The sequence below is a fragment of the Marinomonas sp. ATLA20 genome (assembly GCF_057180105.1).
This window is the reverse complement of the sequence record NZ_JBXUKU010000018.1, coordinates 1-21,659: the sequence shown is the minus strand read 5'-3', so window position 1 is coordinate 21,659 and position 21,659 is coordinate 1. Positions and strand designations below refer to the sequence as shown.

Annotated in this window: 19 protein-coding genes; 11 read left to right on the top strand and 8 right to left on the bottom strand. The window is 40.7% G+C overall.

What is annotated here, in order from left to right; all coding sequences use genetic code 11:
• Both AC2A4J_RS19235 and AC2A4J_RS19230 read right to left on the bottom strand, forming a co-directional pair.
• The gene (locus AC2A4J_RS19235) at window positions 1-879 is read right to left on the bottom strand and encodes a hypothetical protein (protein ID WP_484177136.1); all 879 of its coding nucleotides are present in this window, start codon (window positions 877-879) and stop codon (window positions 1-3) included.
• Window positions 880-912: 33 nt separating this feature from the next.
• Window positions 913-1,452, bottom strand: coding sequence for a YceI family protein (locus AC2A4J_RS19230; RefSeq protein ID WP_484177135.1), 540 nt, complete (start codon window positions 1,450-1,452; stop codon window positions 913-915).
• 137 nt (window positions 1,453-1,589) lie between these two features.
• On the opposite strand from AC2A4J_RS19230, the gene AC2A4J_RS19225 reads away from it, so the two are divergent.
• Window positions 1,590-2,486, top strand: a complete 897-nt coding sequence (locus tag AC2A4J_RS19225) for a LysR family transcriptional regulator (RefSeq protein ID WP_484177134.1) — start codon at window positions 1,590-1,592, stop codon at window positions 2,484-2,486.
• Between the two features lie 38 nt (window positions 2,487-2,524).
• Here AC2A4J_RS19225 and AC2A4J_RS19220 read toward each other — a convergent pair whose 3' ends face one another.
• From AC2A4J_RS19220 to AC2A4J_RS19210, 3 genes are all read right to left on the bottom strand, one after another.
• Window positions 2,525-4,441 (bottom strand): beta-ketoacyl synthase, encoded by a 1,917-nt coding sequence (locus AC2A4J_RS19220; protein WP_484177133.1) that lies wholly within the window; start codon window positions 4,439-4,441, stop codon window positions 2,525-2,527.
• A gap of 149 nt (window positions 4,442-4,590) precedes the next feature.
• Window positions 4,591-5,457: a glucosaminidase domain-containing protein gene (locus AC2A4J_RS19215; RefSeq protein WP_484177132.1), complete on the bottom strand. Its 867-nt coding sequence runs from the start codon at window positions 5,455-5,457 to the stop codon at window positions 4,591-4,593.
• 182 nt (window positions 5,458-5,639) lie between these two features.
• Window positions 5,640-6,611: a glutathione S-transferase family protein gene (locus AC2A4J_RS19210; protein ID WP_484177131.1), complete on the bottom strand. Its 972-nt coding sequence runs from the start codon at window positions 6,609-6,611 to the stop codon at window positions 5,640-5,642.
• Between the two features lie 110 nt (window positions 6,612-6,721).
• Here AC2A4J_RS19210 and AC2A4J_RS19205 point away from each other — a divergent pair, with 110 nt between their 5' ends.
• The 3 genes from AC2A4J_RS19205 (at window position 6,722) to AC2A4J_RS19195 (ending at window position 9,624) form a co-directional block, all read left to right on the top strand.
• Window positions 6,722-7,876, top strand: coding sequence for a GGDEF domain-containing protein (locus AC2A4J_RS19205; RefSeq protein WP_484177130.1), 1,155 nt, complete (start codon window positions 6,722-6,724; stop codon window positions 7,874-7,876).
• Between the two features lie 458 nt (window positions 7,877-8,334).
• The gene (locus AC2A4J_RS19200; RefSeq protein ID WP_255826068.1) at window positions 8,335-8,976 is read left to right on the top strand and encodes a TetR/AcrR family transcriptional regulator; all 642 of its coding nucleotides are present in this window, start codon (window positions 8,335-8,337) and stop codon (window positions 8,974-8,976) included.
• A 27-nt stretch (window positions 8,977-9,003) separates the two neighbouring features.
• Window positions 9,004-9,624 carry a LysE family translocator gene (locus AC2A4J_RS19195; protein ID WP_255826067.1) on the top strand — a complete coding sequence of 207 codons (621 nt, stop codon included), beginning with the start codon at window positions 9,004-9,006 and terminating at the stop codon, window positions 9,622-9,624.
• Window positions 9,625-9,713: 89 nt separating this feature from the next.
• On the opposite strand, the gene upp is transcribed toward AC2A4J_RS19195, so the two are convergent.
• Entirely contained in the window at window positions 9,714-10,370 is a 657-nt protein-coding gene (upp, locus tag AC2A4J_RS19190) for a uracil phosphoribosyltransferase (protein WP_255826066.1), read from the bottom strand.
• Window positions 10,371-10,661: 291 nt separating this feature from the next.
• Here upp and lon point away from each other — a divergent pair, with 291 nt between their 5' ends.
• The gene (gene lon, locus AC2A4J_RS19185) at window positions 10,662-13,097 is read left to right on the top strand and encodes an endopeptidase La (RefSeq protein ID WP_484177129.1); all 2,436 of its coding nucleotides are present in this window, start codon (window positions 10,662-10,664) and stop codon (window positions 13,095-13,097) included.
• Between the two features lie 150 nt (window positions 13,098-13,247).
• Entirely contained in the window at window positions 13,248-14,627 is a 1,380-nt protein-coding gene (locus AC2A4J_RS19180; RefSeq protein ID WP_484177128.1) for an MATE family efflux transporter, read from the top strand.
• A 13-nt stretch (window positions 14,628-14,640) separates the two neighbouring features.
• Here the strand turns inward: AC2A4J_RS19180 and AC2A4J_RS19175 are convergent, their stop codons facing one another.
• Window positions 14,641-15,405, bottom strand: coding sequence for a TlyA family RNA methyltransferase (locus AC2A4J_RS19175; protein ID WP_484177127.1), 765 nt, complete (start codon window positions 15,403-15,405; stop codon window positions 14,641-14,643).
• A gap of 120 nt (window positions 15,406-15,525) precedes the next feature.
• Between AC2A4J_RS19175 and AC2A4J_RS19170 the strand changes: the two genes are divergently transcribed.
• Window positions 15,526-16,362: a sulfurtransferase gene (locus AC2A4J_RS19170; protein ID WP_484177126.1), complete on the top strand. Its 837-nt coding sequence runs from the start codon at window positions 15,526-15,528 to the stop codon at window positions 16,360-16,362.
• 73 nt (window positions 16,363-16,435) lie between these two features.
• Here the strand turns inward: AC2A4J_RS19170 and AC2A4J_RS19165 are convergent, their stop codons facing one another.
• Entirely contained in the window at window positions 16,436-16,753 is a 318-nt protein-coding gene (locus tag AC2A4J_RS19165) for a hypothetical protein (RefSeq protein WP_114410435.1), read from the bottom strand.
• 170 nt (window positions 16,754-16,923) lie between these two features.
• Between AC2A4J_RS19165 and AC2A4J_RS19160 the strand changes: the two genes are divergently transcribed.
• From AC2A4J_RS19160 to AC2A4J_RS19145, 4 genes are read left to right on the top strand one after another with little or no spacing between them, the layout of a single operon-like run.
• Window positions 16,924-18,093, top strand: a complete 1,170-nt coding sequence (locus AC2A4J_RS19160; protein ID WP_484177125.1) for a nucleotide sugar dehydrogenase — start codon at window positions 16,924-16,926, stop codon at window positions 18,091-18,093.
• 24 nt (window positions 18,094-18,117) lie between these two features.
• Window positions 18,118-19,959, top strand: coding sequence for a DUF3413 domain-containing protein (locus AC2A4J_RS19155; RefSeq protein WP_484177124.1), 1,842 nt, complete (start codon window positions 18,118-18,120; stop codon window positions 19,957-19,959).
• Between the two features lie 24 nt (window positions 19,960-19,983).
• A complete protein-coding gene (locus AC2A4J_RS19150; protein WP_484177123.1) occupies window positions 19,984-21,051 on the top strand; it encodes a CDP-glycerol glycerophosphotransferase family protein in 1,068 nt (355 codons plus the stop codon).
• A gap of 18 nt (window positions 21,052-21,069) precedes the next feature.
• Window positions 21,070-21,483, top strand: a complete 414-nt coding sequence (locus tag AC2A4J_RS19145) for an FAD synthase family protein (protein ID WP_484177122.1) — start codon at window positions 21,070-21,072, stop codon at window positions 21,481-21,483.
• Window positions 21,484-21,659 lie beyond the last annotated feature (176 nt).

Below are 21,659 nucleotides of genomic sequence, written 5' to 3'. Positions count from 1 at the left end.
TCAATATAAACTGCTTTCTGGCCAAACTAGCCATAGGCTTAAGCCGCTAATGATTGTGCTGATTACAATTTGAGCCAAAATGATGTAGATGCTTTGTTTACTGCTTAATTTGTTTCCTAATGCCGTTGCTAGCGGTGTTACAAAGCAGCCTGCAGTGAGCATTAGCATGACGCTTAACGGAATGTCGGCGAGAATGTGGCTTTGGGTAATTAGCCCGCCGATTATTAAAAGGGCAGGGATACTTGAGTTACTTTTATTCGTGTTTAGGAAGTAATTAACAACTATGTAACCGAATAGGGCTGCTCCCAGTGCACCTAATAATTGCCCTATCAGTAAGCTTCCACCAATTGATATAACAGGGGCTGACGCTCCTGCAGAAATCATCAATCCTATTGGTAAAAGTAATGGAGAGATTCTGCTTTCGTTGCTTGTTTCTAATTCAACTGAATCTTGTGCTTTTCCTTGTATCACAAGTAGGTATATCAGTGTGATAAATGCGCAACCAGCTGCCCAGCTTAGGCTAATAACAGTCCCTGAGTGCTTTAATACAGGGTTTAGTAAAAAGTAAAATGACAAGCCGCATAGAACAAAAAAAGTGCTTAAACGCAGTGCTGTTGACTTAATTAGGGCTAAGCAAAATATTGCTGCTATGCCGATTAGTGCTGTGACGCTGTAATAGTCTATTGCCTGTTTGGGTGGGAAACTCAAGCCTGAATGAATCAGGCTGAGTCCGACAATAAAGCCACCAAGGTAACCAAGGTAAGAGGATGCACGTAACAATTTGCCAGCAACAATGCTGACTATTAGTGCGGCGAGAAAGGGGTAAACTGCCGTATGTAATAGCATTAAAAGAGTAGAGTTGCTGGCTTCTTCGTACATGATCGCTTTCCTTGGTGCTTTTTTCTAAATTGATTACTGGCGAATGCCTTCCACGTAGACTTCAATTTCTGTTTTATCTGTTACGCCAGGGATAAAGTAAGTTACGCCAAAATCACTGCGTTGAATAACGGTTGTTGCTTCAAAACCTGCGCGGTAACCGCCCCATGGATCTTTGCCTTCCCCGATCTTTTTAACATCGAAGCTAACTGGCTTTGTTATGCCGTGTATTGTCAGGTCTCCAGTTAACGTATCGCCCTCAAACTTAGTGCTGTTGAATGTCAACGTAGGAAATTGTTTAACATCTAAAAAATCTGGACTACGAAGATGTTTGTCACGGGCATCATGGTTGGTGTCTATGCTGTCCGCTTTGATTGTTAGTGATGCGCTGCCTGATTTACCGTTCTCAGCGTATTCAAAGTTGCCTTCAAATTCATTAAAGCGACCAACTGTTGTGCTTACACCCAAATGACCTACTTTAAATACAACTCCAGAATGAGCTGGATCAATTTTGTAATCTGCTGCCATCGTTAGGCTTGATGCAAGCATTAATGCGCTGATAGTAACTGCTTTCATTTTACGTTCCTCTATTAGATTTAAAGATGTGGCTAGTTTAAATTGTTTCTTTTGATAAATAATCAACCCAAAAAACAATTCAATATTCACTAAAAAGAAATGATAATAGAGGAACTTTTTATTTTTCAGGTGAATGAATGGATAAGCTGCAAGCAATGAAGGTATTTTGTCGTGTTTATGAGGCGGTGAGCTTTAAATTGGCCAGTGACTCTTTAGGTATTTCTCGGCCAATGGTGACTCGTTATATAAACTCCATAGAGGAAGAGTTAGGCACTAAACTTTTGCAGCGAAATACGCGTAATATCAGTATTACTCATGCTGGGCGTAAGTATTATCAGCACTGTGTTGCGATCCTTGATGCGATTGAGGAAGCAGAAAGCGAAATAGGTGATTTAACACAAAAGCCAAAAGGGCTTTTGAAAATAAGTGTGCCTATGGATTTTGGTCTATCGTATGTTGTGCCATTACTGGATGATTTTAGCCGCATATATCCTGAAATTGAGTTGGATGTGGATTTCAGTGATAAGCGTGTTGATATGACGGAATCTGGTGTGGATATCGCCATTCGAGGTGGTGATTTAGGTGGAGATCAGTTTGTCGCACGCCCTTTGTGTTATTCCAAAGGATACGTATGTGCGTCGCCTGAATACATTGCAAAGCATGGTCGGCTTGATTGTATCGAGAATTTAGCTGACCACTCCTGTCTTTTATACAGCAACGCGCTGTCGCCAAATCGCTGGACCTTGACGAATGACAAAGGTATCTCTCAGACAATGTCTGTTTCTGGATCTTTTGTTGTCAATAATGGTGGGGCTTTGACACGCTTTGCTTTAGCTGGTTTAGGAATAATTTATCAGCCTGACTTTTTGGTAGCTAAATACATTGCCTCAGGTGAATTGGTGAACTTATTGCCTCACTATCAAGGCTACGAAATATGCTTTTATGCTATCTACCCGCAGCGCAAACTGATGTCTAGGAAGACTCGATTATTATTGGATTTTTTACAAGAAAGGCTGGCCAATACAAAATTTTAATCATGTATTAGTCAGCCTTTTTGGTCTGGTTATAGCAATTATTTTAAATCGCTAAACTCATTTTCTATATTAAGATTTACCGGCATATCGTAACCAGGCAAGCGGATTTCTTGATCACTGATATCGAGTTCTTCACCGCCTAACACGTTAAACCCAAACTTATAGATAGGAAGGGTTTCACCGCGAATGGCGGATTGGTTGTATTCTTCTGCTGTCGCAATAATATCAACGTTTTTCGCTTGGTAAGTACTCATTTGCTCTGCGCTATAACGTTTTTTCAGCATTTTCATAGTTTGCAGTGGAGATAGCAAAACGGCTGTAGCATTGTTGCCACCGAAACCTTTTGAGTTTAGTAGTGCTGCATCAAAATAGTCTTTTCCGTAGGCTTCGTGTTTAAGTTGGAACTTTAAGCCTTCTTGATAAACATCATCGGCAACAGCGTGTGATGTTGTGATCCCAGGCAGGATGCCATCTTTCCATACCCCTAAGGATAGGTGAAGTTGATCACCACCTGCCGTACCTTGGGAGTGTCCAAGGAAAGCTTTCATTGCTACAACGGGCATTTCAGTTGCGCCAAAACTTGTTGCTGCTTTGCTTAGTACATGAGATTCGGTAATGCGGTTTTGTGGCGTGCTTGTACCATGTGCTTGAATGAAAGTACGTTGTGTTAAGCCGTCATTGCCTATTATGTTTTGCAGGTAGGCCATGGCTTTACTCATGGTCAAATAGTTGCCGATTCCTGGAGCTGATATGGATTTTTTATGGCCATCTGCGTGAGAGAAAACGGCAGGAATAGCACCAAATATTTCTGCACCTAGTTCAATGGCAAGCTCATCATCCATAAGAAGAGTCCATTGACTAGACTCACCAATGGTAAAACCGCAGTTTTGAGCAAATGGTCGACAACTACGAGTGTGATCTGGTTCTTCTTGGTTTGTTATTTGGTCGAGAGCGAGTAAGGCGGTATCTTCAGCTAATGCCCCCATCGTTCTAAAACCTTCGATAATTTCAGGGGTGATCGGAGCATCGCTGCCACCAACCATGGCGACACGAAATTTCCCTGTTTTGATGCCATCTATGGCTTTTTCTAGATTGAAAAAATACGTTGCACAGGCGCCAATTGCGGTTCCGACATTGCCGACACTACCTAAAAGATAAGCGTTTACAAAGTCTGCGGGCATTTGAGCATAGCCAAGAGGCAAGTGCTTTGATGTCGTACGCTTCCCCATTAGAGCGGACTTGAGCATACCGCCAAAGCCCAAGTCGTCCATTTGACCAATTGAGTTTGCTGCGTATACCGCCATTTGATCTGGAGCCACTTTGCTACGAATCGTTTCCCAATCAATACCACTACTTTTTATAGCGTCTGACGCACCATAAACTGTCATTTGTAAACCGCGAGGGTGGTTTCTGCTTTGGTATAGTTTAGATGGATCGAAACCGGTAGGTAGTTGCCCTGCTGCTTTTACAGAGAGCGCACGAGTGTCTTTTATGAAGGCTTCTAAATTACCATCAACCACGACTTCGCTTAGGTTGTCTGAAAGCTCGGTCACCTGCCAGTTCGTTGGTCGATCATTTGGAAGAGAGCGTGTTTTTATTGTAAAGCTGAGCTTTTCTTCGCTTTTGTTTGACTGCAGTGTTGTGGATTTGTGCAAAACGACACGGTCAACGTCAAATAAACTAGGGTGAATGCGACGAATCAAAGTGCGAGCAAGAAGAGACTCTCCAATGCTGTCGACAAGTGCGGCAGCGTCTAGAGCTTCACCACCATCGGTATACCAGAGGCCGTTTTTGTGTTCGGCCATATTCGTAATAGTGGCAAGATCGAGTAAAACATCCTGCTGGATTGTGCTTGGAAGAAGATCAAAGACAATGCGGCGATATGCTTGATGTGAAGAAGTACGACCAGCCGAATTGATTCCGCCAAAGCCAACAATAACAGGTAAACGGGCCAATTGAATTTCCTCGTTTGATGAGTGGGTGAAATATTACGGTATTGTAATGAAGGGGGTGGCGCTTAGCCACCCCACATAAAGTAATTTCGTAACAATAAATTGCATTCTATTACATTTATCTTAGTTTGCTTTTAGAAAAGCGCTGTTACCTATTGTGGCTCTGGTTTAGGTTGAGTTCTATTGAAACGCCATAGTTTGTTGTAATTAATCAAGCCTTCAATCTCTTCTACGTAGGCTTGACCTCGTTCAGAGTAGTGCTCTAAACCATGTACAAGAGCTAGACCAGTGACGATTTCTTTATTTTGACGTAGTTGAGCTCGGGTGGCTCTGAGCTTTTTGTAGGCTCTATTGGTATTTAGGTTGTCAATATAAGCAAAAACAGATTCACGAGCGTCGTTGAATTTTCGAACTTCATGATCAGCGTCTTCGTTTCTAGATTCAGGTACAAGACCGCAGCCTTTTCTAAAACACCATTGGCCAAAATAATTGTTGCCTTGAGTTGCGAATCGAGAGGTGCCCCAGGCTGATTCGTTCGCCGCTTGTGCTAAAACGAGTGATACTGGGATGATGTCTAGGCGATTAAGTAGTGCTTTAATATCCTCTTTTGTATAGCTTTCAAGTTTTTTTAGTTTATGGTTTTGACGAAGGGACGAAATCCATTTTTTGTTTTTTGCTGAAAGTTTTTTGTTGCTGTTAAGTAGGGTATTTAAGCGCTCACGATCTTTTAAAATGAGATTATTCTTCTCATTTACAAAAGGGGTAAGATAGTCAAAGAAGGCTTTTTTACGTTCTTTTACATCGGTTATTGCCGCAAAGTCAGGACTGCTCTTGTTAATCGGGTGGGATTTAAAGTAGCTTTTTTCATCCGGCGTCGCTTCGCCTGATTCTTCTTGAAGGCTGTTTGTTTCAGATAACTCATCCTGAGTATCGTTTAAATCACTTTTAAATGGACCAACTTTTACCCATAGAATAAAAATCAGAGCAAAAGAGATAATCCAGAGTATTTTCTTTTCCATAAAAAACCACAAGTCTCAAGTATTTATATTTTTAGTCGACGTTTGCTTCTAACTAATAGCGAACAACTAAGGGGGCGTAAATAAAAAAAGTGAGCCTATTATCCTTAAAAATGGCTCACTTTAATAGACTTTAACTCAGGCTTCTTTAATTTGCCTTAATTCCTTTTTTAGTTAATTGATGTTTAAGGAAATAATTTAGCTGGGCCTACCGGAACAACTTGAGTTGGGTTGATTGTTTTGTGGCTGTAGTAATAATGTCGTTTGATGTGTTGTAAGTTTACGGTGCTTGAAATGTTGGGTACGTCGTAAAGTTTTTTCAAATAAGCATTAAGGTGAGGGTAGTCTAAGATTCGCTTAAGGTTGCACTTAAAATGACCAAAGTAGACCGCATCAAAACGAATCAGCGTGGTAAAAAGACGCCAGTCTGCTTCTGTTTGTCCCTCTCCTAATAAATAAGTACGAGTCGTTAATCTTTCTTCTAAAAAATCCAGGGTATCAAAAAGTGGTATTAGAGCTTCTTCGTAGGCGTCTTGGGTCGTCGCAAAGCCACATTTATAGACGCCGTTGTTGACTGTGTTATAGATGCGCTCATTTAATTGGTCAATATCGTTAGCTTTGTTTTCTGGATAGAAATCTAACGTATTTCCTGTCATTTCATTAAATGCACGATTGAAAATGCGGATAATTTCTGAAGATTCGTTAGATACAATGGTTTGGCGCTCTTTGTCCCATAAAATGGGGACGGTTACTCTACCGCTGTAATTTGGCTTGGCTTTTGTGTACAGCTGATAAGCAAAATTGAACTGGTGTAATGGATCTCCAATATCAATATTAGGGTCTTTAAATTTATCATCTTGCTTAAATTCCCAGCCATTTTCTAGCATGTCTGGATGCACGCAGCTAATACTTATGATGTCTTCTAATTGTTTTAATTTAATAAAAACCAACGCTCTGTGTGCCCATGGGCAGGCAAGTGAAACATACAGGTGGTAGCGTCCTGCTTGTGCGGGGAAATGACTTGGGTCACTGGATTGGTATTCGCTATCTGGGTAGATCCAGTTTCTGAACTCTGACTCGCTGCGAACAAACTTTCCTTTGCTTGCTTTGGTGTCATACCACTGATCGACCCATTGACCGTCTACAAGTAATCCCATTGTTTTTTCCTCTAATTTAGGTTCAGTGTTATTATTAATGAAATTGAATCGTTTTCGGGGCAATATATTGGTCGTATTTAATCGAATGATTCGATGGGTTTGTTATCTTTATGTCTGAACGTCTGAGTTCATTGTTGGTTCCATGTTTTATTTTACTAGTTAGCATCTATGCTAGTTTGTATGTCGGTTTGTTGCCACCTTTGTGGTTCAGCTTGCTACCATTGCTTCCCCTTATTTTTGCTGGTATCGCAATTTTATTGGCTTGGCACTTTAATAAAGGTCGAGTGCTGATTCTTGTTTTGCTCTTGTTGATTCCAAAGCTATATGGAGACTCTGATCAGGCTGCATCATTGACGGCTTACTTGGTTGTGACTTGCTTCTGCATTGCTTTGTTGGGGTTTGTACCTGAGCGTGGTTTTTTCAATCGCTTTGCTGTGAATCGTATTTTATTTGTCTTGATGCTTGTCTGCTGGTGCTATGCCATTGAGCGCAACTGGGTGTCTTTTGCATTTCTAGATCATGCAGCTTTAAGTAGCAGGGTAAGCTGGTCGACTGTTTTATTGTGGTGTGTTTTGTTTATTAGCACTTCGGCCATTGGTTTTGCATGGTGGTTAAGTGGCGACACATTTCGAGCAAGCGGCCTGGTTAGTATTGTTAGTTTGCTGGTTGCTAGTCAGTTTGTTTCTTCTGATATTCAGTTTGATGCTCTGCTATCCGCACAATTTTTATTATGGATTTGGTTCTTGCTGATGGAAAGCCATCGCATGGCTTATTTAGATGACATGACCAAGTTGCCAGGTAGGCGTGCTTTGAATGAACAACTTGTTGGGCTGTCTAAGCACTATGCCATTGCTATGATTGATGTCGATCATTTCAAAAAATTTAATGACACTTATGGTCATGATATGGGCGATAAAGTGTTGCAAAGTGTTGCCTCTCAGTTAAAGCAATTTTCCAGTCCAGGTAAGGCCTTTCGTTTTGGTGGTGAAGAATTCACTATTGTATTTCGAGGGAAGCGTGTTGGTGATGCTGAAGAGGTTTTAGAGTTGATTCGTGAAAGTATTGAATCTGCTTTGGTCGACGTGTTTGATCCTAAAAAGAAGCAAGAGATAGCTGTTAACGTGACCGCTAGCGTCGGTGTGGCTTTTGCTGCTATTGGTGAGTCCCCAGATTCTGTCTTAAAACGGGCGGATGAAGCTTTATATCAGTCGAAGAAGAAAGGAAGAAATCGCGTTTCTAAGTCACCATCCCCTAAAAATACTTAAAGTCTCAAAAAAACTGACCGATCGATCAGTTTTTTTGCTCTCATCTATTGCACTGCTGATTCACCTGTCTATAATCTATTACTAGATTACATCAAAGGTCGTATTCGCTTGTTTGAAAGTGGTAGGGTCTTTTCGGTTTACTGATTTAGTAACCGGGCGGTAGATATTAGGTTATCGCCTCTGTACAAAAACATTGAGGGTCGTGATTGATATGATTGCGCCTTGATCACAGAGCCAACGTGGTGTAGCAGTTAGCCTAATGACGAATGCCTATAGTCATTAACGTCTCTGCTGCGAGGGGAAATGGGGAGCTTCGGCTCCCTTTTTTTATGGAAATTTTTCTTAAGGCTTCGTGCCTATTGTAAAGAATGATATTCTTCGGGCATATCGCACAGGATGGTAAGCCGATATAAAAATACTTCCCCCTTTAGTTATGTTGTGATCAGCGAGGCCAATCCTTGAGCGAAGTTAAACGACCAAAAGACCAATTGAAAGCGCATATTCGTGCTCAAAACCAAACCCTTATTTTAGAGACCTCAGAGCGTGTTTTTGCTCGACAAGGCTTGGCTAAGACAACGACTCAAATGATTGCTGATGAGGCGGGTTTGCCGAAAGCAAATGTTCATTATTATTACCGCTCAAAAAAAGATTTATTAGAAGCCGTCTTAGAGCGTATTCTTCGTCTTTGGTTAGACTCTGTCAGCGAATTTAACGCTGAAGAAGGGCCGAAGCTTAATCTGTCCCGTTATATTAGTGAAAAAATAGACCAATCGCGCACGAATAAGAATGCGTCAAAGATTTTTGCAATGGCTTTAATTGGCGAAGAAACCTTCGTCTTAGATTACCTTAGAAGTCTTTTTGTTACTGAGCTAAGTCGTGAAAAAGCAACGATTCAGGTATGGGTTGATAAAGGGCTAATGCAGCCAGTTTCAACAGAGCATCTCTTTATTAGTATTTGGGCAATGACCCAGACTTATGCTGATTTTGATGCTCAAGTAAAGATTATGCTGCAGAAAGATGAGCTTGAAGAAAATGACTATGAAGAGGCAAAGCAATTTATTACTCGCATGGTATTAGCGGGTTGTGGTGTTGTTGAGTGATTGTTGGTAATTAGCGGAGAGCTAAGTATGACGTTAGAAAGTGGAATCACGTTTTTTATCGCTATTTTTATTTTTGGCATTACCCCAGGTCCTGGGATTTTTGCCATTTTGGCGAGAAGTATTGCTAAAGGCGCGCGCGCCAGTTTCTCTCTATGCCTTGGTATGGTAATGAGTGACATCGCTTATTTGGTCATGGCGTGTTATGGATTAGCGGCAATAGCGTCGGCTTGGGAAGAGGTGTTTTTAGTTATACGTTACGCTGGTGCTGCATACCTTATTTATCTGGGTTGGAAAATGTGGAAGGCTCCTGTCTCTTCTGTTCCCACAGACGGTCATTTGCAAGAGAGAAATAACGAGATGGCGAGCTTTGTCCAAGGCTTTATGATTTCTTCTTCTAACCCAAAAGTGATACTTTTCTATATCGCTTTTTTACCGACATTTATGGATCTAACCGTTTTAAGTGCGTCGGATATTGTGTTAGCTGCGTTTCTTACTTTTGTTGCCTTGTTACTGGGGTTAACGATTATTTCAGTGGGCGCTTCTCAGGCTAGGCGTTTCATGAAGTCAGAGCGTTCTATGAAAACATTGAATAAGACAGCTGGTGGAATAATGGCAAGCGCAGGGGCTTTTCTTGCATTAAAGGGTTAGTCTTTAATCTATAAATCTTGCTGTCTTTTAATAAAAAAACCGTCTCTTGATGTCATCAAGAGACGGTTTTTTATAGATTTATAATAGTATTAGCGTGTGCCGTAAATGCGGTCGCCAGCATCACCAACGCCTGGGCGTATGTAAGCATGCTCATCAAGACCGCGGTCAATTGAGCCAATATACATAGCAACGTCTGGATGCGCTTCTTTAAATGCTTGAATCCCTTCAGGTGCAGCAAATAGACAGATGAAACGAATGTCTGTTGCGCCCATCTCTTTCATCTTTTCGATGGCCATAATCGCTGAGTTACCAGTAGCCAGCATTGGGTCAACCACAATAATGGTTCGCTCATTTACTGAATGTGGCATTTTCAAGTAGTACTCAACAGGCTGCTTTGTTTCTGGATCACGATACAAACCAACGTGACCAACTCGAGCACTAGGCGATAGTTTCAGTACACCCTCAGCAAGCCCATTGCCCGCTCTCATTATCGTTACGATACAAAGCTTCTTACCCTTTAGTACAGGGCACATGGCTTTTTCTAAGGGGGTTTCGATTTCAATATCCATGGTTTCTAGGTCACGTGTTGCTTCGTAGCCAATAAGCGTACCTAGTTCTTCTACTAGCATACGAAATTCACGAGTGCTGGTGTTTTTATCGCGAAGACTGGTTAACTTGTGTTTAACAAAAGGGTGTTTGATCACAAATATATCGTTGTAAGCCTTAAGGAGTTCATCGCGGGTCATTAGCCTTTCCTTTTTTTGTAACTCTGAGTCGAGAGTGTGAAATCGTGCAAATTATATCTTTTTCATGGGCCTATAATAACACTAAGTCCGAATAGGCCAAATAACTAATCTTGTCCAATGAGTTAGTTTGTTTCATCAAGTGAGCAAGCATTTGGGAAAATGGCTTAGAGCATTGTTTTCGGCAATATCGTCATTACATAAGATATATCAAAAGCAAAAGCTTATAAGAAATAGCACAGATATTTTAAGTGCCATTTATTACAAACACATAGATATATTGAGAAGTTGATTATGAGTGATGGCGAACAATACTTAGATGCGCAAGAAGACCAAGTTGAAGTAGCGGAAGAGGAAGTTGTTATAAGTGATCCGAAAGGCTTGGCTCTTCCTGACGATGTGTTGCCTGAAACACTGTTTGTTCTACCGGTATCAAGCCGCCCATTTTTTCCTGCGCAGGTTCAGCCAGTTATGGTGGATGCTGAGCAGTGGGAAGATACGTTAGAGCGAATTGCAGAACATCCTCAAGCCGTTGTTGGTTTGGTTTATGCCGACAAAAAAACGAAAAAAACGCCCTCTGTGGATGAATTTCGTTCAATAGGTTGTGTCGCAAGAGTTCATAAAGCTGAGAAGCAAAATGACAAATTGACCTTCTTGGCCCAAGGTGTAAAACGCTTTGAGGTAATAGAATGGCTTAGTGAAGAAGCGCCTTACCTAGCTCGTGTTCGTTATATTAATGATGTGAAGTCGAATGATGATGAGTCGAAGGCTTATTCCATTGCTATTTTGGATGCGATTAAAGAGCTAATTCGTTTAAACCCTTTGTTTAGTGAAGATTTAAGGCAGTATCTAGGGCGATTCTCTTTTAATGAATCGGGCTTATTAGCCGACTTTGCGGCCTCTATTACCTCTGCTGATGTAGAAGATTTATACAATGTGTTGGCAACGATTCCAGTCAATGCACGTATGCATTTGGCGCTAACCTTGCTTAGAAAAGAGCTTGAAATTGCGCGATTGCAGAACGAAATTAGTGCTGAAGTAAACGATAAAATTGGCAAGCACCAGCGTGATTTCTTTCTTAAAGAGCAGTTGAAAATCATCCAGAAAGAGCTGGGCATTTCGAAAGATGATCGCACTTCAGATGTAGAGACATTTGAGGCTCGATTAGAAAGCAAGACCTTACCTAAAGCAGTGGACGAGAAGATTCAAGAAGAACTACATAAGCTCAGTATTCTTGAAACTGGTTCTCCTGAGTATGGCGTGACGCGTAATTATTTGGATTGGGCGACGTCTCTACCTTGGGGTGTGCATTCGAAAGATAACTTAGATATTAAATTAGCCCGTGAGGTACTTGAATCTCATCATGCGGGTCTTGGTGACATAAAAGACCGCATTGTTGAGTTCTTAGCGTTGGGAGCGCACCGTGGCGAAATGGGCGGTAGTATTCTGTTGCTGGTTGGCCCGCCAGGTGTTGGTAAAACATCCATTGGTAAATCGATTGCTGAGTCTTTGAATCGTAAGTTCTATCGCTTTAGTCTTGGCGGTATGCGAGATGAAGCGGAAATCAAAGGCCATCGACGTACCTATATCGGTGCTTTGCCGGGTAAATTTGTGCAAGCATTGAAAGACGTTGAGGTTGAAAACCCTGTCATCATGTTGGATGAGATCGATAAAATTGGTTCTTCTTTTCAAGGTGACCCAGCATCTTCCTTACTAGAGGCCCTTGATCCAGAGCAAAACGTTGAGTTCCTTGATCACTATTTAGATATGCGTATTGATTTGTCGAAGGCGCTGTTTATTTGTACGGCAAACCAGCTAGATACGATTCCAGCGCCTTTGTTAGATCGAATGGATGTCATTCGTTTGTCTGGTTATATTGGCGATGAAAAACTGGCAATTGCTAAGCAGCATTTATGGCCGAAATTGCTGAAGAAAAACAAACTGCTGAAGAAAAAATTGAACATTACCGATGCTGCGTTGCGTCATATTATCGAGCATTATGCCCGCGAGGCTGGGGTTCGTGGCCTAGATAAATTGCTGCAAAAGATTTTGCGTAAGAGTGTAGTTGAGCTAATGACGGGAGAAAAAGAGCATATTAATGTTGGCGTGAAAGACGTTGAAACCTTATTGGGTATGCCTTATTTCCGACCTGAAAAAACATTGCAAGGTGTCGGTGTAGTGACTGGCTTGGCTTGGACTTCTATGGGTGGAGCAACCTTGCCTATTGAAGCTAATAAAGTCCATGAACTGACGCGTGGCTTAAAACTCACTGGTAAGCTTGGTGATGTAATGAAGGAATCGGCTGAAATTGCGTATTCTTATGTTTTCTCTCATGCAAAGAGCTATCAGAAACACCCTGAATTCTTTGATAAAAGTTTAGTGCATTTGCATGTGCCTGAAGGGGCAACACCAAAAGATGGGCCAAGTGCTGGTATTTCAATGGCAACAGCATTGTTGTCGTTAGCAAAAGGTGAGCCAGTTCGTCGTGGATTGGCAATGACAGGGGAATTAACACTGACCGGGCAGGTGCTGGCTGTGGGTGGGATCCGTGAGAAAATTATCGCTGCCAAGCGTAGTAAAATTAGTGAAGTGATTTTACCTGAGCCAAACCGTCGTGACTTTGAGGAGTTGCCTGAATCCGTGAAAGAGGGGATGACCGTTCATTTTGCCGAGCGTTTTGCCGATGTTGAAAAAGTTGTCTTTAATCGATCAAATAATCATCTTCATTAGGTTATCCACAATGTAAGCATTTTCTCAAATCGTCATACATGAGAAAATACCGAACCGGACAAGTGTAAGCTTGCCCGGTTTTTTATTTTAAGGCGCGTTTTTTTACGTTTGTTTGTTAGATGCTCAATGCGTCATTTTTAGGGGAAGCAAATGCCTGGTCCGGCCAAGCTTACAGAAGGTTCAACTTTTAAGCATGTTGTCAGCATGTCTGCCACCGGAGCGTTTGGGCTGATGTGTATGTTTTTGGTAGATCTAGTTGACATGCTTTTCCTTTCTATGTTGGGGGAAAAAGAAGCCGTTGCAGCCGTAGGGTTTGCCAGCACCATCATGTTTTTCACCATATCATTGAGTATCGCTGTTTCTATTGCAGCAACTGCATTGGTATCAAGGGCTGTTGGTGAAGGTCAGATTGAGTTGGCTAAGCGCCGCGCTGTGAATGTGTTGGCATTTGGCATCTTCTTTTCAACGGGTGTTGTGTGGTTTTTATGGCCTAATATTCCTCATATTCTTTTGTATATTGGTGCTACAGGTCGAACACTTGATTTGGCAACAGGTTATTTGCAGATTTTAGTGATAGGTATGCCCGCTGTGATGATAGGCATGATTGGCTCTGGCATTATGCGAGCGTTAGGTGATGCACGACGTGCAATGTACGCGACTATGGTTGGTGGCTTGGTTAATGCGCTATTAGATCCTATCTTTATTTTTGCTTTCGGCTTAGGGGTGCAAGGTGCGGCCATTGCTTCTTTGATTGCGCGCTTTTCCATGGTTGCTGTGTCGTATTATGGTGTGGTTCATATCCATAAAATGTTGGGTGAATTCGATTTAATCGATTTTTTTAAAGACGCAAAATCGATTTCCATGATCGCCATTCCTGCCATGCTGACCAATATGTCTTCTCCGTTGGCGAACGCCATTGTGATGGCGCATACTGCGTCGTTTGGCGATGATGCCGTTGCCGCTGTCGCTATTATTGGTCGGATTATCCCTGTGGTATTTGGCGGAATATTTGCTTTGTCTGGTGCTGTTGGGCCTATTTTAGGACAAAATTATGGCGCAGGGCGTTTTGATAGAATGCACAGTGCGATGAGTAGTGCTGTGGTTTATGCTTTCGGGTATTGCTTGGTGTTGTGCTTTTGCCTTTATCAAATGCAGGATTGGCTGGTGTCTGTTTTTCATGCCTCTCAAGGCAGTGCTGATCTGATCCGTTTTTTTGCTACTTTTGCGTCTTTTAGCTTTTTCTTTCAGAGTTTATTGTTTATTGCGATTGCTGTTTTTAATAATCTGGGTAAGCCCTTAAACAGTACTTTATTGAACTTTGGTCGTGCGACGCTAGGGACATGGCCGCTTATTACTATTTTCTCTCTCTTTATGGGGGCAGAGGGGATACTTTTCGGTCAAGCCATTGGGTCGGTTATATTTGGTTGTTTAGGTTTTTATATGGCCAGAAGCTATATTACTGAGCTTGAAGAGAAAGAAGCCCGTGATATATTGCCTGCTAATAATCACAGTTATGAAGAGATAATGTAAAAGACGTTCTGTCTTAAGCGTCTTTTTTTGTTGCCCAAAGTAAAAACTCTTGGTTGCCATCTCCGCCTTTTATTGGGCTTTCAATATAGCATTTCACTTCAAAACCGAGCTCTTTGACAAAGACTTGTATGTCCTGTTCTAGCTGTTTCACACGTTGCTTGTCTTTTACTATTCCTCCTTTTCCGATGAACTCCTTGCCGACTTCAAACTGAGGTTTTACTAACGTAATCAGGTGCCCTGCTTTATTTAGTAAACTGGGCAGTTGTGGCAAAATCTTGGTCTGAGAGATAAAAGAAACATCCATAACGACTAGATCAAAGCCGTTTTCTGGAAAGTGCTCATTTAGATCGTCAGCACTCAGGTTTCTAGCATTGATGCCTTCCAAGCAAGTTATATTATGATGGCCTCGTAAGCGAGGATCCAGCTGGTCATGTCCTACTTCAACGCCCACAACATGGGCAGCGCCGTGTTGAATGGCGCAGTCGCTAAAGCCTCCGGTAGATTGGCCGATATCTAATACAAGGAAACCATCTATATTTAGTTTTGTATGAAGTAGAGCACCTTCAAGTTTCAAAGCACCACGGGAAACGTATTTGTCGGCTTCGTCTGAGGTGATCTTTAGCTCAATATCTGATGGTAGTTTTAAGCTAGGTTTGATTGCGGTTATCCATTGCTGGTTTTGTTTGTATGAGACTCGTCCTTCACTGATAAAGGTTTGTGCTTGAGAGCGAGATTTAGCAAGGCCTTGCTCGGTCAGGATTAGGTCAATACGTAACATAGAAAACTCAGCAGTAAGATAATTGTCGCGAATATTAGCAAAAAATGAATAACCAAAGTAGATTTAAAAGTAACAGAATAGGTCTTGTTGCAACCATTGGTGATTGTCTGAGGAAAGCCTGTGCTATTAAAAACACTAATTAATACAAATGAACTGGCCCTACTGCTTGGGCAGCCAAACGTGGTTGTTTTAGACTGTCGGTTCTATTTGACCGATCATGCTAAAGGTAAGTCAGAATATGATAAAGGCCACATTCCTGGCGCTATCTTTGTGGATGTTCATCAAGAGCTTGCAGGGCCTGAGACGGAACTGACTGGCCGACACCCGTTGCCCGATGATCTTGTTTTTTCGGAACAATTAAAGGCTTGGGGGATAGATTCTAATGCTCAGGTTATTGTGTATGACGATATGGGAGGTGCAATTGCTGCGCGTGCTTGGTGGATGCTAAGCCAGCAAAATATTCATGTGCGCGTTTTAAATGGCGGCTTTCCTGAATGGTTAAAACAAGGGCAAGAAGTATCATTGGCGTGCGTAACGCCGACGGCGACATCTAATAATATTAAGGTTTCGTTTCCTTGGGCGATTAGTGAACAAGTGATAGTTGAGAACTTTGAGACCAATCAATTTCAGCTGGTGGATGCTAGAGCCTCAGATCGCTTTAATGGCGAAAATGAAACTATGGATCCCGTTGCTGGACATATTCCTGGTGCCATTAACCGTCCTTTTTCAGATAATCTAGATGAAAATGGCTGCTTTAAACCTGCAGAGCAATTGCATGTGGAGTGGCAAGATTGGTTGTCTAATAGCAGTGATTCCTATGTATATTATTGCGGATCTGGAGTGACCGCTTGTCACAATGTTTTGGCCTTAAACCATGCCGGAATAGAGGCTAGGCAGGTTTATGTTGGATCGTGGAGTCAATGGTCAAAAAGGATGCTGCGAGCGACGGCTTTGTAGAATAGCGACTTTTTATTTGTATATAAAACCGCTCCCTCTTAGATATAGGGGGAGCGGTTTAGATACAATTTAGTTATTTTGGTATGGCTCCAGCCATGAAAATTTGTACTTGTTGGTGTGTTTCCCCCCAGATATGCGATTTAACGGCATGTAAGAAATGCTCTGCCTCTTTTAGGGTTACGATTCCATCCATTAATTTGATGCCAATGCCCTCTTGAGTAAAGAAAAAATGCCAAGTGTGCTTATCAATGACAGCTTCGCCTTCACCATTGTTGTAGCTCACTTGTTGGAAGGAATAGTCACTCGGAATAAAGCAGGAAAGCTCCTGCCCTGAGGCACCATAGTTAAGATCAGGGATATAGCCTTGACGGTCGACCAGTTCAAACTTCATATAGAACTCCTTGTTTTTTATTAATATTAGCTGTGGTGTTCTTTATTTGCTGTATTTCTTAATGTAATTCATAAAAAAGACATGTTTTGGCATTTTTAATTACGGTACAAACTGTAAAATAGCCTCTTTTCAACACAAACTCTATATCTTTAAAGTAAAGGATCAAGCTAATGAAAATAGCAGTGGCAGGAACAGGGTATGTTGGCATTTCAAATGCTCTGCTATTGGCAAAGTACAATCATGTTGTTGCATTGGATATTGTGGCTGCCAAAGTTGATATGCTCAATAGAAAACAGTCACCTATTGAAGATAATGATATAGAGCGCTACCTAGCGGAAGAACAGCTGAACTTTGTTGCAACGCTAGACAAGGAAGAAGCTTACCTTGATGCAGATTATGTCATCATTGCAACGCCTACGGATTATGATCCAGAAACGAATTATTTTAATACGAGCCATGTTGAATCTGTCATTCAGGATGTGATTCGTATCAATCCAAACGCAGTTATGGTGGTGAAATCTACTGTTCCAGTTGGTTTTACTAAATCTGCGAGCGAGCGTTTTTCTACCAATAATCTTTTATTTTCACCTGAGTTTTTACGTGAAGGTAAGGCTCTATATGACAACTTATACCCTTCACGTATTATCGTTGGTGAAGTTTCTGAGCGAGCGCAAGTGTTTGCCGATTTACTTGTTCAAGGTGCTGAAAAAACCGATATAGAGGTATTGTTAACAGGGTCTACTGAAGCTGAGGCAATTAAGCTGTTTGCAAACACCTACTTGGCGATGCGAGTTGCATTTTTCAATGAGCTAGACAGCTATGCTGAATCCCATCATTTAGACAGCCGCCAAATCATTCAAGGTGTGGGGCTTGATCCACGCATTGGCAATCACTATAACAATCCGTCATTTGGTTATGGTGGTTACTGCTTACCGAAAGATACCAAACAGTTGCTTGCTAATTATGACAAGGTGCCAAACAACTTGGTGCGAGCAATTGTGGACGCCAACGCTACTCGCAAAGATTTTGTCGCTGAATCTATCTTGAAAGATAATCCTAAAGTTGTCGGGATTTATCGTCTAGTGATGAAAGTTGGGTCAGATAATTTTCGGGCATCGGCTATTCAAGGTGTCATGAAGCGTATAAAAGCCAAAGGTGTAGAAGTCATTGTTTACGAACCTGCGCTTCATGAAGATAATTTCTTTAACTCGAAAGTGGTTAAAAGTTTAGAAGAGTTTAAAGCGATATCTGATGTGATTGTAGCGAATAGAATGACGGATGATATGTTAGATGTGAAAGGTAAAGTTTATACACGCGATTTGTTTGGCGTAGATTCTTAATTGTTGTTTTTCTAGGGTTATTGCATGAAATATAAAAATAAATTGTCTATTTATGCAGACTTTTTAGTTATAAATATTCTGTTCTCTATTGTTATTTCGATCCGGTATTTTTTCTTTATACCTGAGCTTCCTAGTGGAGTATTAGGGCCAGCTTTTATTGTTTCTAGTCTTATTGGCCAAATGTCTCTTTTAGGAGGTTTAATTGGTGTTATTGGATGGGTGACGACACTGCTTCCGCAACGAGTTTTCTTTTTCTTATCGAGTTTTTTAGCTTCGCTTATGTTATCGATTTTAGTTATCGATACCTTTGTTTTTTCACAGTATCGATTCCACATTAATGAAGTGGTTTTAAAGCTTGTATTGTCTGGCGATGTTGTCGATTTTTCGTTTTTAACTTGGTTAATCGCTGCTTTATCTTTTTTATTGATGCTGCTAATCGAGTTTATGATCCTGCTTCGCTTGAAAAAGCGGTTCGCACAACAGAAACCGATAAGAAAAAAAGACTTCGTGACTGTTTTTATAGTGTCATTTTTAATGTTCAATTTTATTCATATTTGGGCGGCCGCAAATGCTTATCAGCCTGTACAAATCGTGAAAAACTACCTGCCGCTTTTCCAGCCTGCTACGTCTAATGGCTTAATGCAGAAGTATGGTTGGATCGATGAGGAAGCTCTAGCAAAGCAGAGGGCGATGTCAATTAAGGTAAGTAGTGATTTGCATTACCCTTTATCAGAATTGAATTATTCAGAGGTTAATAAACCGGTCAATATTGTCTTTTTAGTTATAGATTCATGGCGCTATGACACGTTTAATGCTGAGAACACACCTCATTTGTGGTCGTTTGCACAGAATGGAGTTGTATTCGATCAGCATTTTTCTACAGGTAATTCTACTAGAACTGGTATCTTTGGCTTGTTTTATGGCATGCCTGGTACATATTGGCAAAATATACTGACGAATGGGCGTTCACCTATTTTGATGGATAGATTGCAAGAGTTAGATTATCAAATTGGTGTCTTTGCTTCGGCATCTTTAATGGATCCTGAGTTTAACCGCACCGTCTTTTCTAACGTTCAGGAATTGAGGTTAAGATCGACTGGTGACACTCCTTCAAAAAGAGATGAGAATCTGACAGAGGATTGGTTGAAGTGGTATCAGGACCGGGATACATCTAGGCCGAATTTTTCGTTTCTTTTTTATGATGCGCCTCATGGTTATGATTTCCCAAGTGACTATCCGAAACGCTACGAACCAATGCTTAACGATATCAATTATTTAGCATTGGATAATGATATGGACCCGAAACCTTTCTTTAACCGTTATAAAACGAGTGTTCACTTTGTTGATGACCTTTCTAAGACAGTTTTAGATGCTATAGAAAGATCTGGAGAATTAGATAATACACTTGTTGTTATTACAGGAGATCATGGTCAGGAGTTTAACGATAATAGATTAAATTACTGGGGACATAATGGTAATTTTACGCCTGCTCAGACTCATGTACCTTTCGCTATAATTGGGCCTAAGTTCTCTGTCGATGACTTGATGTCGATTGATAAACTGTCGACACATGAGGACGTTGTTCCTACATTGATGAAGCATTATCTAGGTGGTAAGGATATTAAGTCCGAAGATTATTCAACAGGCATGGACTTATTGGATGAAAAAGCAGAAGGGCGAGACTGGCTAATAAGTTCTAGTTATTCTAGTTATGCCATGATTACAAAGGATAGTATTCTTGAGGTTGGGGCCAGTGGTCAGTATCAGTATTTAGATTTATCTAACCGTACGAAAAAAAATGAAGAGCCAAATTTTCTTTATTTGAAAGATGTTTTAGAGCATCTGAGCCGGTTTAAAAAGAAATAAGCTTTGATTGAGAGGTTAAAAAATATGAAAGTAATATTTGACACTAAAAGCTTATATTATTTGCCGCAATATCTACCTGTTAATAAAGAGTTGAATGCGATTGGTATTGCTACGATATTTGTTTTCTATGAAGGGATTCATGACTCTATTATTAAACAGTTGGCGTTGGATAGTGGTCTTTCTTCTACATGGGTTAAGAGTGATGAGGAGGCGATTGATTTTTATGAAAAAGAGCAGGCTGATTGGATATTTTTTGCCAACACTTTTTCCTACCTTGATAGGCTACATAAGGTCTCTAGGTCTGCACAATTAGGTCATGGAATTGGTCCTAAAGCTAGTTACTATACCAAATCTAGTCGTTCCATGAGTGTAAGATTTGTTGAAGGGGACTATCGTAAGAAGCGGTTAGAAAGTATGTTTCCTGACGATGAATTTATGAACGTTGGTTTTTGTAAAATGGATCCCATTTTGAATGGTGAGCTATCTAAAGACGACTTACTCAAACGATATGGCCTTAACAAGCAACGGTTAACCATTTTGTATGCGCCAACCTTTTATCCTAGCAGTATTGAAAAATTTCCAAAGGACTGGCCTGCTGATTTTCAGGGTTATAATGTTATTATTAAGCCTCACTATTTTTCAATTAGTAAGAAGCAGTATAGTAAACAACTAGGTCTTTTAAACAGATGGTCTAAATTTGAAAATGTCTACTTAGCTAAAACTGAAGATTATTCACTGTTACCATTTTTAGAGGTGGCTGATGTACTTGTTAGTGATGCTTCTTCAGCACTTTTTGAGTTTGCGTTGCTTAATAAACCTGTGATTTGGTGTGATTTTTTGAAGTTGAGGTGGAATTATCGCGGAATTTTTTCATACAAGTTTAAGCGACGTATGGATCAAGATTATGGGGATTATGCTGCAATTGCTGTTCATGCTAAAAAATACCAAGATCTTAAGCTGTTGGTAGAAGAACAGTTAGAAAACCCTAAAGAGCTAGAGTCAATTAGATTGGAGCTATCTGAGAAATTAGCTGGGAAGCTGGACGGGTGCTCGAGTAAGAGAATTGTTGAGTACTTAACGAAAAAAATATAATGATTTTTTAGGTTTTATATGAAGAAAATAGGTTATACCACAGGTGTTTTTGATTTGTTTCATATCGGGCATTTGAACGTTCTGAAAAGAGCGAAATTAGAATGTGATTATTTAATCGTAGGTGTCTCAACTGACGAATTGTGTATGGAAGCAAAAAATAAGAAACCCATTATTCCATTTCAAGAGCGCATGGAAATTGTTGAAGCTATTAAGTTTGTCGATGAGGTAGTGCCGCAAGTTAACTACGATAAGGAAGAGGCTTGGAATAATCTAAAATTTGACAAAATGTTTGTTGGTGATGATTGGAAGGGAAGTGATAAGTGGAATAAACTAGAAGAAGACTTTAAGAAGCTAAATGTCGAAATACATTATTTTTCATACACTTCTCATACCTCAAGCACCAAACTGAGAGAGATTTTAGATAAAATCTGAGTGTTTTGAGGCTTTTTTATATGCTTAAAGCGAACACTGTTTTAGAATTTTAAATAAAAAAGGGCTCAAAATGTGAGCCCTTTGAAGAGACTGTAACTAATTTTGTGTAACTGCCTATCACAACATATTCTATTGAGAATTAAGGATAGGTAGATGCAAATGAACAAAAAAGAACT

Coding starts and splice junctions, on each gene's coding strand:
- AC2A4J_RS19235 (WP_484177136.1), bottom strand. CDS start 879: ATGTACGAAGAAGCCAGCAACTCTACTCTTTTAATGCTATTACATACG.
- AC2A4J_RS19230 (WP_484177135.1), bottom strand. CDS start 1,452: ATGAAAGCAGTTACTATCAGCGCATTAATGCTTGCATCAAGCCTAACG.
- AC2A4J_RS19225 (WP_484177134.1), top strand. CDS start 1,590: ATGGATAAGCTGCAAGCAATGAAGGTATTTTGTCGTGTTTATGAGGCG.
- AC2A4J_RS19215 (WP_484177132.1), bottom strand. CDS start 5,457: ATGGAAAAGAAAATACTCTGGATTATCTCTTTTGCTCTGATTTTTATT.
- AC2A4J_RS19210 (WP_484177131.1), bottom strand. CDS start 6,611: ATGGGATTACTTGTAGACGGTCAATGGGTCGATCAGTGGTATGACACC.
- AC2A4J_RS19205 (WP_484177130.1), top strand. CDS start 6,722: ATGTCTGAACGTCTGAGTTCATTGTTGGTTCCATGTTTTATTTTACTA.
- AC2A4J_RS19195 (WP_255826067.1), top strand. CDS start 9,004: ATGACGTTAGAAAGTGGAATCACGTTTTTTATCGCTATTTTTATTTTT.
- upp (WP_255826066.1), bottom strand. CDS start 10,370: ATGACCCGCGATGAACTCCTTAAGGCTTACAACGATATATTTGTGATC.
- lon (WP_484177129.1), top strand. CDS start 10,662: ATGAGTGATGGCGAACAATACTTAGATGCGCAAGAAGACCAAGTTGAA.
- AC2A4J_RS19180 (WP_484177128.1), top strand. CDS start 13,248: ATGCCTGGTCCGGCCAAGCTTACAGAAGGTTCAACTTTTAAGCATGTT.
- AC2A4J_RS19175 (WP_484177127.1), bottom strand. CDS start 15,405: ATGTTACGTATTGACCTAATCCTGACCGAGCAAGGCCTTGCTAAATCT.
- AC2A4J_RS19165 (WP_114410435.1), bottom strand. CDS start 16,753: ATGAAGTTTGAACTGGTCGACCGTCAAGGCTATATCCCTGATCTTAAC.
- AC2A4J_RS19160 (WP_484177125.1), top strand. CDS start 16,924: ATGAAAATAGCAGTGGCAGGAACAGGGTATGTTGGCATTTCAAATGCT.
- AC2A4J_RS19155 (WP_484177124.1), top strand. CDS start 18,118: ATGAAATATAAAAATAAATTGTCTATTTATGCAGACTTTTTAGTTATA.
- AC2A4J_RS19150 (WP_484177123.1), top strand. CDS start 19,984: ATGAAAGTAATATTTGACACTAAAAGCTTATATTATTTGCCGCAATAT.
- AC2A4J_RS19145 (WP_484177122.1), top strand. CDS start 21,070: ATGAAGAAAATAGGTTATACCACAGGTGTTTTTGATTTGTTTCATATC.